A 12187-nucleotide genomic window follows, 5' to 3' on the forward strand; every position below is an offset into this window, starting at 1 on the left:
TTTTACTCATCACGTAAACTATCAACTGGATTAGTGCGGGCTGCTTTCCATGCTTGGTAGCTTGTCGTTAACATTGCGGTTAACGTAGCTATTCCAGCAGCTAATATCAAGATATTCCAATGGATGTCTATTCTGTAAGCAAAGGATGCCAGCCAAGTTTTTCCGGCATACCATGAAAAAGGCAGGGCAATAGACATGGCGATCGCCACCAAGACTAAGAAATTTTTAGATAATAGATAGAAAATGCTAAACGAGGAAGAGCCTAATATTTTTCGGATACCGATTTCTTTGGCACGTCGTTCGGCAACATATGATGATAGGCCATATAAGCCGAGGCAGGAAACAAAAATAGCCAGTAAAGCAAAAAAATTAAACAAGTTGCTTAAGCGTTGTTCCCCAAGATAGAGCTCCTCCAGATCCCGATCTACAAAGCCATAAGAGAACGGGAAATTCGGATTTAACTGTGTGTTAATTTTCCTCAGCGCTTTAAGTGTAGCTTCCAATTGGTTTGTTGGCGCTTTGATAACAACCATCCCTCCCCAATCATTGTATTTTAGGACAATGGGCTCAATAATCTGACTAGCGGGTTTAAAATTGAAATCTTTCACTACCCCGATAATCATTCCTTTTTTATCCCAAAGCGTAAAGGGTTTACCGATGGCTTGTTGAGGTGATAAGCCCATATGGCTTACCAAGGTTTTGTTAACTATATAATTGCTTGAATCGTTACCAAATTGAGGAGAGAAGCTGCGACCGGCTATCAATTGCATGTCAAAAACATCTAGAAAATGTTCATCGACATCCATGGTTGGTAGGATAAGGGACGAGTTAGGGTCTTTTCCGTCAAAATAATAATCTATAGTGCCACTACGCAGATTGGTAGGCACATCGTCCGTCACGGAGAAGTTAGCTGTTAGCGGATTATCACGTAGTGCGTTCCTATAGGCTTGTTGCTGTCCCCAGATATCGCCCACCATCGGTACGTACACCAGTCCCGATTTATCAAAACCGAGATTTCTGTTTTTAAGGTAATTCAGCTGCTGATAAGCTAATAGGGTGCCTACTAATAGCATGATGGAAACAACAAACTGTATAACAACAAGTGTATTGCGGAATACTAAATTTCCAGTTCCCGAACCAGCGAATATACCCTTAAGGACTTTTATAGGTATAAAACTTGACAAATATATTGCCGGATAGATACCGGCTACAAATCCCATAAATGTCGCAATGCCTAGCGCGGAAAGGAAAAACGTAAGATTGAAAAAAGCAGCGCCAAAGGTGGTATTCGCTAGGTTGTTAAATAGGGGGAGCGAAATCCATACCATGCCGATAGCCAAGGCAAAGGAAAAATAGGCAATCATTAACGCTTCGCCCAAGAACTGAAAAATGAGTTGCAGACGGTTCGCCCCGATGACTTTACGTAAGCCGACTTCTTTGGCGCGTCGTGTAGAACGAGCAGTTGCTAAATTCATGAAATTAATACAAGCTACGACAAGTATGAAAATAGCGACAAAGAACAGCGTGTTAACATATTGATAATTGCCCCGTCCAGCTAATTCCACCTGCAAGTTTTGGGAATGAAGATGGATATCTTTTAAGGGCTGTAATTGATAGGTTGTTTTAAGCAAAGTACCTTCTACATGCTCGCGATAGATTTCGTTGATATGCTGTTCCAAAGTATTAAGTTCGGTATTCATGGTGGAATGAAGGGGTTGGAGCCGCAGATAACTGTAATAGATAAAGTGTCCCCAATCGTCATGAGGATAGAGGAAATGGTCTTTGTTTAGAAAAGTTAGCGGAAGAACATAATCAAATTGCAGATGCGAATTGTTGGGGATATCTTTCAGCACACCTGTTACCGTGACCTGCTGTGTATGGTCAATCTTTAAGACCTTGCCAATGGGGTTCTCGTCGTTGAAATATTTCCTAGCCATACGGGCTGTAATCACAATGCCGTCGGGACGTTGCAGGGCAGAGGCTTTATTGCCGGCAACAAGCGGGAAAGTGAACACATCTAAAAAATTGGTGTCAGCGTAGATAACGGCTTTTTCTTCATACCGACCATCGTTATATTCGAAATAATGGGTTCGTGGTAAAGTTATACGTACGAAGTCCGCTACCTCAGACATTCTTTCTTTGAGTTCAGGAGCTAAAGGAGAGGGCGAAACAGCAGCTCTAAAATTTTCCTGGTCTAGTGTTGATGTTACACGGTAGAGTTGATCGATATCAGCGTGGAAACTGTCATAGCTGCGTTCGTGCTGTGCCCATGACAATATCAGTATGCTGGCAGCGAGACCGACCGCAAGACCCGCAATGTTCAAAAAAGCAAAAGATCTGTGTCGTATTATATTCCGCCAAGCGATTTTTATATAGTTCTTGATCATGATTTTGATTTTTACTCAGCCCTTAAATTTTCAGCAATATTTGTCCGGGATACTCTTAGGATGTTGATGCATATCGTACACGCGGCGACGATAAGGACACTGCCCGCTGCTACGGCAAACAGCCATCCGCTGAGTGAGATACGGTAGGCAAAGCTCTGTAACCACACATCAGCGGCCCACCAGCCCAATGGAATAGTTACCACGACAGCAACGGTAATGAGCCGCATAAAATCTTTCCCTAGCAAAAGACCGAGATCGGCTGCATTAGCACCTAGTATTTTTCGGATGCTGATTTCTTTCGTACGTCGTCCAATCAAAAACGCAGTAAGGGCAAATAACCCCATAACAGCGATAGCAATCGCCGTAAACCCGAAAAAAGCGACGATACGCTGCAAACGAATATGGCTGCTAAAGAGTTGCTGGAAATTTTCATCTAAAAAGGAAAACCGGATACCGAATCCCGGCTCGACACTTTTCCAGAGCTGCTCTATTGCTGTCACCTGTTTTCCGATATCACCGCCCTCCAATTTGACTAGTATCGCTCCGCCCGACTGAAAAATACAAGCGTCATTTCCGATCGTAAAAACGGCTGGTTGTATCTGCTGTTCCAGCCCAAGTACGTTAAAATCTTTCACGATGCCTACAACTTCCATCGGAATGCTGTCACAATTGGGATAAGTAATATAGGTGCCACCGGCGTGTTGAAGTCCGAGCTTCATCGCTGCCGTTTCGTTGATAATGGCCGAGCGCGTATGTTGATCGTTGTAGCTATCCGTGAACAGTCTGCCGTCGATAAGCTTGATGTCCAATGTCTCAAAATAATCTTTACTTACTTTGACTGATCCAAGACGGTGTAACTCGCCCCTATATTTAAAATTCATCGTTGATGTGTCGGAGAATTGGTCGCCGGGAACCTTGGTAGTCTTTGCTACGGTTTGTACACCAGGTATACTTAGAAGGCTGTTCTTGACTTGCTCGAAATTATCTTCTCTCGTCTTCATCATTAGCGCCTGTATGCGCAATACCTGTTCGCCGGAAAACCCCTTGTCAAATCGCTGCATGTAATGTAGTTGACGATCGACTATAACAATCCCGATGATAAAAAAAGCAGCGACGGCAAATTGTATTACAATCAATCCGTTGCGGAGGGTACCCCCCTTCTTTCCACTAGAATAATCTCCTTTCAGCACTTTGGTCGTATTGTAACGAGAAAGGAAGACGGCGGGATATAAACCAGAAAGTAAAGTGACGACAATCAAGCATAATATAACCTGTGTAACGATATCCCATGAAAATTGCGCATCGAAAAGACGTAAGGATATCTGGAATTCCCGGTTGAAATAGGGTAAGGCGATATGTAAAAGCAGGATAGCAATTCCTAATGAAATAAGACACTGAATAGCGATTTCGCCCATGAACTGCCAGAATAATCTTGCTTGGCTAGAACCCAATACCTTCTTCACACCCACCTCTTTAGCCCGTTTTAAGGAAGAAGCAATGGACAGATTACTGAAATTAACGGCTCCTGCAAATAGGAGCAATATTGCCAATACCAGCAAAATGGAAATATGAGCGATATTGCTGTTTCCATATTTTGGAAAATTGTGGATATCATGTACGGCGTCGACAAACAGACCCTCCTGACCTCCCGATTTATGGAACGCTTCATAGGTCATATTTTTGTCTTTCATTAGTCTATCGGTATAGTAAATCCGATCGATTGCAGATTCCACCTCCTCGCCCGATATAAGACTTTTGGTTTTGACATACGTGTAATAGGACCAGTTTCCCCAGTGGTAATTGTCGGTTTCATATGGCGAACGATATACCATCTGAATATTCAGATGTGTAGGTCCTTGGGGAGGTTCCATGACAGCGGTTACCTCGCGTTCGAAAGAGTTGAATACTTTAATCGTTTTTCCGATAGGATTTTCCTGTCCAAACAGTTTCGTTGCGATAGCTGCACTGATGACCATGGCATTCGGTTTGTGCAGCGGGGTAAGCGGATCACCATCGATGATTTTATAGGGGAACACTTGAAAAAATAACGAGTCGGCAGATATCGTCCCACTTTGCGATATTACTTTATCTTCCACAGATAAAGGTATTTCAAATGTTACATCAGTAGAAATTTTTGTAGCGCTCTCGATCTGGGAAGCGTTATCTCGTAATAAAGCTGCTAAAGGTGCCTGTGTATTCGGGGAAATATCGTCGTCGGCATCACGAATGGAAACCTTAAAGACTTTTTCAAGTTCCGGATCCCAACGGTCATAACTTAGCTCATAATTAAGATAAAGTAGAATCACTAAAAAGCTGGTTAACCCTATTGATAGTCCTAAGATATTAATGGCGGCGTAACCCTTGTTTTTCCAGAGCGTACGAAAAGTGAATTTTATGTAATTCTTTAGCATGGTTTATACTTTAGATCATCCTTCTTACTTACTCATCCCTTAAACTATCCACCGGGTTCGCCCGCGCTGCCTTAATGGCTAATGTACTGACTGTAAACAAAGCAATTAAAATAGCTAGGATGCCAGCGAAGAAAAATGTCCACCATGGTATGTCTATCCGATAGACAAAATCCTGTAGCCATTGATGCATAATCCACCAGGCAATAGGAGAGGCGACAACAATGGCCAAGATGACCAATTTTAAAAAATCTTTGGAAAGCATGGTGGCGATGGTGGCGACCGACGCGCCTAATACTTTTCGAATACCAATTTCTTTTTGCCGTTGTATCGTAGCAAAGGCAACTAGCCCGAAGAGACCCAAACAAGCGATGAAAATAGCTAATCCGGAAAATAAGGCCGTTAATGTTGCGGTACGCTTTTGTTGAACAAATTTTAGCGCATAGGCTCCATCTGCAAAGTGAATGTCTATCGGATAATCTGGATTGTATTTTTTTAGTATCGTTTGGAGTCGATCCATGTTGGAGAGCAGGCTGTTCGCGGTATTCAACCGGATATGTATATAGCTAAAATAGCTGGCGGGGCCTTTCACCATCATCGGCTCGATTTCCCGATACGGTGATTCCAATATGAAATCCGCTATGATACCGACTACGTTCCACGTTTTCTCGTATATCGTTCCTTTGCCCTCTATAATAGGTGTGCCTAGCGGATTTGTGAGCCGCATACGCTTAACAGCAGTTTCATTTAATAATACGGCATTGGAGTCGGAGGTGTGTGTGTAAATGTCAATATCTCGTCCAGCTAGCAATTTTATACCCATCGTTTGCGTGAAACTGGCATCTGTACTCATGGTGTTAAAGGTTACGTCAAAGTCTTCCGGTTGTGCATTGGGCCAAGAATAACCCCAGCTATTGCTGTTGTAAGATGTGATACGTCCGGCCGATTTAACAACGCTACTGGCTATTCCCTGCTGCATCAGTTCATGGCGTACGACTTCATAGTTCTTTCTTAAATCGCCGTCCAAAGCGATGTAAACCAAATTGTTTCGGTCATAACCACTGTCACGATCTTGCCCGTAGCGTATCTGCTGGCTGATAATAATAGTGCAAATGCCTAGACAGATGGAGATGGTAAACTGTAGTGTTACTAATACCTTACGAGGTTTGAAATTTCCCTTGGCCGTAACGTGATTACCTTTCAGGGTCCTGATTGGCTCAAAAGCAGACAATACGAAAGCGGGGTATATACCGGCACCAAGCGTGGCAGCACCAATCACAGTCGCAAAAAGCACCCAAAATACGATAGGCTGGTCGTCTATGCTGATGTCGCTGTTGATAAGGCTGTTGAAGAAAGGGAGCCCTACGGCGGTGAGTAACAAGGCTATGATGCCTGCCAGGAGTGTTATCATAAACGACTCCAATAAAAACTGTTGAATAAGTGTCTTCTTTGGGGCGCCGACGACTTTGCGGACACCAACTTCTTTAGCTCTTCTTTCCGCCCCCGCGGTGCTGAGGTTTACGAAGTTAATACAGGCGATGAGCAGAATGAATAATCCGATTAAAGCAAACATACGTAAGTTGACAATATGACCAGCTACCATCTTTCCATTCTCCGATTTATTATACAGGTGCCAACGGTCTGCTGGATAGAGATAAATGCTCGCTTTTACCTGATTGTTGGTGTGATTCCTCACAAGATTGGCGATATTTTGATTGGTAGATGACAGGGAAACACCCTCTTTTAACAAGACATATGTTTGGTGATTGTAGCTTGTCCAGGAATCATTGAATGTCCAACCGACGGTGGTTAGAAAATCCCACGAGCAGAAGAAGTCGTTTCCATGAAATGTAGAATTGCGTGGGATATCTTGGATAACGCCTTGCACAGTCAGGGAAGCTAATGTATCTATTTGTACTGTTTCTCCTATCACTTGCGTATGCCCAAACATTTTTTTTGCTAAGGATTCCGTCAGTACAATAGCATCGGGCCTTGTAAGGGAGGTCTCTGGATTCCCTGCTAAAAACGGAAAATCAAATAATTTGAAAAATCCAGAATCGCTTACCGTACCGGAAGCTTTAAAACGCTTTTCGTCGTCATGGAGAAGGTGATTGACGGTAGCGGTTCTAACGACTTCTTCTAGATCTGGATGCTCCTGTTTTAGGATCGGACCAAGTATTGCGGGCGTCGCACCCCATGTGTGGGATTTACCCTCAAATGTATCGAGCGTATACACTTGCGACAGACGGTCGGTTTTGGAGTAAAAGCGATCGTATTGTACTTCAGCGTTTATCCATAACCCGATGATGAGCGATATGCTCATACCCAGCGCTAAACCAAGAATATTGATAGTGGAATTCCCTCTGTTTTTCAAAAGGTTTCTCCAAGCTATTTTGAAATGGTTTTTTATCATGATTTATATTTTAAATCGTAATTACTCATCCCTTAAACTATCCACCGGGTTTGCTCTGGCTGCACGTATAGCTTGATAACTTATAGTAATCACGGCTATGATCATAGCTAATACACCACCAACAACAAATGTCCACGCATTTAAATCTGTTTTATAGGCGAAGTTTCCAAGCCATTCATTCATCAGATAAAGTGCAATAGGACAGGCTATCAGAATTGCGATACAAATAAGCATAACGAAGTTTTTTCCTAATAACCGGACAACACCGAATACACTTGCGCCTAATACCTTCCGGATGCCTATTTCCTTTACCCGCGTTTGTGCCTCGTGGGTTGCTAAGGCAAACAGGCCAAGTGCGGATATGAAGATCGCAATACCGGAAAAAATATTGAATAATACACCTGTCTGCTGTTCGGATTTATATACGCTGTCAAATTGTTCATCAACGAATGTGTAACTAAAAGGCGAATCCGAAGGATAACGATTGTATATGGTTTCCAGAGCGTTGATGGCTTGTTGTACTTGTGAGGTGGTTGTTTTAACGTATAAGGTACCTGCCCCCCAACGTGTCCAGAATACCATCGGACCTATTTTCTCTTTAACGGATTTGAAATGAAAATCTTTCACCACGCCGATAATCTGACCGGGAAAATCATGGAAGCTCATACTTGCGCCCACATAAGGCGGTGTTAATCCCATTTGTTTGGCCAATGTTTCGTTGATGATATAGCTCGACGAATCCGCAGGTAGCCCAGTAAAGTTTTTCCCTTCAAGCAATTCGATGTCCATCAGCGGAATGAAATTGTCGTCGATGGTTGCCTGTGATACAATTAATTTGTTGTCTTTGGATTTGCCCGGCCAGTCAATATCACCGGTGGAATGACCATAATCTGTAAGATTCCATATACCGGTGAGAGAGATCCCCTGGATAGCACTGTTGCCGTTGAGCTCATCGCGGATAGCATCGATATGTTTATATGCCTCATTGGGAAGACCGAGAGTCAATACATGGTCTTTGTCATATCCGAGATTAATCTGTCGGATAAAAGCCAGCTGGTTTTTGATGACCAATGTGCATACGATAAGCGTGACGGATATAGTGAATTGGAAAACGACCAATATTTTTCGCATGGTATTCGAGGAAAACCGTGTTAATGATTTTCCTTTCAGGGACGTTATAGGGCTGAATGAAGACAGTTGCACGGCGGGATAGATACTCGATAGGCATAGTGTGCCAAAAATCGCCAATCCGATGTATAACCATATCAATCCGTTATGGAAGGAATAGCTCATGGACTTTTGAGCGATTTGATTATACCCCGAGCGCAGCAAAAAGATAAGGAAAAATGCAATCAGCAAAGCGAAAAAGACGACAACAACTGTTTCGGTGACAAATTGTAAGAATAAGCGCCTTCGGCTGGCACCGACGACCTTTCGTATACCAACCTCTTTGGCCCGATCTAGTGCTCTAGCGGTGCTGAGATTCACATAGTTTACAGCCCCTATGACCAACAGTAGGATGGCGATAATGCTGAAAATCTGTACCATCCGGAGCCCCGATTTATTTCCGTCTGGCGCAATTAAATGTATCGTTTCCAGTGGGGTTAATACGAATACAGTTGAGTTTTCACCGTCGCGTGCCTTCGTGTAGGAGTCCGTTATCAATTCGCCGATCGAACTGGGAACGGCATCGTGCTTCACTTTGATATAGGTCGAGAAGCTATAATTTCCTAAATCCTCATCGATAGTTTTCCATTTACCGTTGCCACCCCATTGCGTAAAACGTTGTGCATGATACGCTAATGGGATGACAACATCGAATTCTATTGAAGAATTCTGTGGTACATCTTTTAAAACACCCGCAACAGAAAACAGGTCTTCGTTATAACGGAAAGTTTTACCAATAACCTGTTGCGTACTGAATAGTTTTTCCGCGGTTGACTCCGTGATGAACGCATGGGTATAATTTGCCTGAAAGCCGCTGAGTGAGCCTTCTAACAATGGAAAATTAAACATGCTGAAGAAATTGCTGTCAACATAACAGATCGTCATACCCGTTATAGGGCGCTTCTGCTCATCATTGACCAATGTTACATTCCAATCTTGAGATACGCGGGTTGCATGTTCCACCTCTGGAATATTCCGGGCGTAGTTAGCGATAGGACCGGGGGAACTCCCCCATATAGAACCATTATGTTCAGGGTCTAAATGAGAATTGACTTTATATACGCGTTCATAATCCGGATGGAATTTATCAAAGCTCCGCTCATCCTGCACCCATATTAGGATCAATATGGACGCGGCGAGACTGATCGATAACCCCAATATATTGATAATGGTGTAGAATTTCTTTTTCTTCAAGCCTCGAAAGATTGTTTTTAGGTTCCTTAGCATGTGTTTAACCGTTTAATAGTATAATCGATATCCTTTTAAGAGCCTACTGTCTCCATAATGACCTGCCCATCCAACATACGGATCACACGGTCGGCGAATTTAGCATCGTGTTCACTATGTGTTACCATCACGATGGTCGTACCAGCCTCGTTTAATTCGGTCAACAGTTGCATGACCTCGTTACCATTATTTGAGTCAAGATTTCCAGTCGGCTCATCGGCTAAAATGAGCTTCGGATTGTTGACAACTGCGCGGGCGACGGCGACACGTTGCTGTTGACCACCCGATAGCTGCTGTGGGAAGTGATTGCGCCGATGCATGATCTGCACTTTTTCTAATACTTCTTCTACACGGCGTTTGCGTTCTGCGGCAGGTACTTTTGTGTACACCAATGGAAGTTCCACATTTTCAAATACAGTCAGTTCATCAATCAGATTGAAACTTTGAAATACAAAGCCTATATTATGTTTGCGCAGATTGGAACGATTGCTTTCCTTGAATTTAGCCACTTCCGTGCCGTTGAATAGATAACTCCCTTCGTCCAAATCATCTAATAATCCGACGATATTTAACAGGGTTGACTTGCCACAGCCGGAAGGCCCCATGACCGCCACAAATTCGCCTTCTTTTACGTGGATGCTCACATTGTTCAATGCGACTGTTTCCACCTCTTCGGTGCGGTAATATTTCTGTAGGTTGGTTATTTTTATCATGCTTTATAATAACTAGTTCGATCTAACATTCAATTCCTGTATCTTATCATACGTTTCATAACTCGACACGATAACTCTATCGCCAGGTTGTAAACCTCCAATTACTTCGTAATATTCTGGATTCTGGCGCCCGAGCTGTATATCCGCCCGATAGGCGGTGCTTCCGTTCTTATCCAATTTGAAAATCCAATTTCCCCCCGTTTGTTGATAGAAACCGCCTTTTGCCAATAGCAATGCTTTTGTCTCATCGCTCAATGCCAAGCGGATCTGCAAAGTCTGTCCGCGACGTACACTGGAAGGTGTTTCTCCATCAAATTCCATGTCGACTTGAAAACGTCCATTGGTTACTTGTGTATACACTTTTTTGATTTTCAGCTTATAAACTTTCCCACTCAAGGTGAATTCGCCAATCTGTTCCGTAAAGATACGATTGATGTAATGTTCATCAATGTCAGCACGTACTTTAAAACCGGTCAAAACATCGATTTGTCCAAGCCGTTCGCCGGCGTTTTTATTTTGACCGATTTCAGCATCAAAAGAAGTGAGCTGCCCGTCGACCGGTGCCCGGACGATAAGATCATCTACTTTCTTCCGCATAAGCTCCAATGCACTTTGTGTACGCTCATACGTTTTTTGATCTTGTAGCGCTTTTTGATTATTGGAAATGGAATCTTGGCGAAGGATTTGCTGGGTCAATGTCACACGTTGCTTTTGATAGTTGTATTCGTTAGCCGATTTTTCGTATTCCTGCGAACCGATAGCTTTTTCCTTATATAATTTTTGGTTTAAATTATACACGCGCTCCGCTTCTCGGAACGCCTGCTGCACATCCGCCATTTGATTGCGGTTGTTGATGGTCATTTGCTCCGCATTGGTGCGTGCAATCTGCGCCTGTGTCAAGAGATTGAGCACTTGGGTTTCTTGCTGAACGAGACTCAGTTCCTGATCTGTATTTGCCAGTCGCATAATCGGATCACCCTTTTTTAAGATCGCACCATCTTCCACGTATTTTTCTTCTACACGACCGCCAACCGAAGCATCTAAATAGATGCTGCTAATGGGAAGCACTGTTCCATTAATTGGAATAAATTCTTGAAAAGTACCTTCTTTTACCTCGGCGATACTGATGCGGTCGGCATCAACATTCAAACGGCTGTTTCCGCTGGTGAAATAATAACTTGCTCCAATTAAGGAGATAACTCCAACAATACCGACGAGCGTTAAAATCCGCTTACTGTTCCATTTCTTCTGCTGTATTGGTCTGTCCATTAAAAAATTAGAGATTTATGTTTGTCCACTTTTTACTATACAACGCTGTGCCAATATTGTAATCGGCTTATTCATAGTATTTTAATTTGCTTGTTTCACAAAAGGTGTCCGTATACGGACAGTTAGCTGTTCGGTGGTGAACAAGGGAACAAACGCGTGAGCAAAGAGAAAATTTCTACGGCTCCCATGCTAGTTGAGCGGAGCACGGAAGCCAGTAGAAATAGAGAGAGAAATAGAAAAGTGTATTTTGTTATGATTATTTAGAATCATTTTAAACTGATGTAAAGATGCTTGTTATTTAGAAGCAATCCAAACAAAATATGACGCATAAGGAAATTGTTGTTTAAGAATTGGAAATAATGAGGGGTATTACTTTTTTTACCTCAAAAAAGTAATCAAAAAAATCGTCGCTGAAAACCTTTGGCATTGGGAATAGTGCAAAATTAGTGTTTCTACATTCGCCAAAGGTTTGATGCGACATGTGGGGTTAAGGTAAGGATAGTGCAAATGCGTAAATGAACGCCTTCAATAATTGATACCGATGCCGCGGATTAAAATGACCTTATATTGTTCTGCGACCATTTTTCTGAAGGCTATTCCGTA

6 protein-coding genes are annotated in these 12187 nt (G+C 42.8%); all 6 read right to left on the minus strand.

Going from position 1 to position 12187, the window contains the following annotated elements; genetic code table 11:
* Positions 1–2 precede the first annotated feature (2 nt).
* From C5749_RS15930 to C5749_RS15955, 6 genes are read right to left on the minus strand one after another with little or no spacing between them, the layout of a single operon-like run.
* Positions 3–2387, minus strand: coding sequence for an ABC transporter permease (locus tag C5749_RS15930; RefSeq protein ID WP_105727221.1), 2385 nt, complete (start codon positions 2385–2387; stop codon positions 3–5).
* Positions 2388–2398: 11 nt separating this feature from the next.
* Complete coding sequence (locus tag C5749_RS15935) at positions 2399–4798, minus strand: ABC transporter permease (RefSeq protein WP_105727222.1); 2400 nt, start codon at positions 4796–4798, stop codon at positions 2399–2401.
* Positions 4799–4826: 28 nt separating this feature from the next.
* Entirely contained in the window at positions 4827–7208 is a 2382-nt protein-coding gene (locus C5749_RS15940) for an FtsX-like permease family protein (RefSeq protein WP_105727223.1), read from the minus strand.
* A 21-nt stretch (positions 7209–7229) separates the two neighbouring features.
* Complete coding sequence (locus tag C5749_RS15945) at positions 7230–9602, minus strand: ABC transporter permease (RefSeq protein ID WP_105727224.1); 2373 nt, start codon at positions 9600–9602, stop codon at positions 7230–7232.
* A 35-nt stretch (positions 9603–9637) separates the two neighbouring features.
* Entirely contained in the window at positions 9638–10315 is a 678-nt protein-coding gene (locus C5749_RS15950; RefSeq protein WP_105727225.1) for an ABC transporter ATP-binding protein, read from the minus strand.
* A gap of 12 nt (positions 10316–10327) precedes the next feature.
* Positions 10328–11584 carry an efflux RND transporter periplasmic adaptor subunit gene (locus tag C5749_RS15955; RefSeq protein ID WP_105727226.1) on the minus strand — a complete coding sequence of 419 codons (1257 nt, stop codon included), beginning with the start codon at positions 11582–11584 and terminating at the stop codon, positions 10328–10330.
* Between the last annotated feature and the right edge of the window lie 603 nt (positions 11585–12187).

This window comes from Sphingobacterium gobiense (genome assembly GCF_002980575.1).
In the GTDB taxonomy this organism is placed as follows: domain Bacteria; phylum Bacteroidota; class Bacteroidia; order Sphingobacteriales; family Sphingobacteriaceae; genus Sphingobacterium; species Sphingobacterium gobiense.

What these genes read in the sequence shown, in the direction of transcription:
- C5749_RS15930 (WP_105727221.1), bottom strand. Translation starts at nt 2,387, where the DNA reads ATGATCAAGAACTATATAAAAATCGCTTGGCGGAATATAATACGACAC.
- C5749_RS15955 (WP_105727226.1), bottom strand. Translation starts at nt 11,584, where the DNA reads ATGGACAGACCAATACAGCAGAAGAAATGGAACAGTAAGCGGATTTTA.
- C5749_RS15950 (WP_105727225.1), bottom strand. Translation starts at nt 10,315, where the DNA reads ATGATAAAAATAACCAACCTACAGAAATATTACCGCACCGAAGAGGTG.
- C5749_RS15945 (WP_105727224.1), bottom strand. Translation starts at nt 9,602, where the DNA reads ATGCTAAGGAACCTAAAAACAATCTTTCGAGGCTTGAAGAAAAAGAAA.
- C5749_RS15935 (WP_105727222.1), bottom strand. Translation starts at nt 4,798, where the DNA reads ATGCTAAAGAATTACATAAAATTCACTTTTCGTACGCTCTGGAAAAAC.
- C5749_RS15940 (WP_105727223.1), bottom strand. Translation starts at nt 7,208, where the DNA reads ATGATAAAAAACCATTTCAAAATAGCTTGGAGAAACCTTTTGAAAAAC.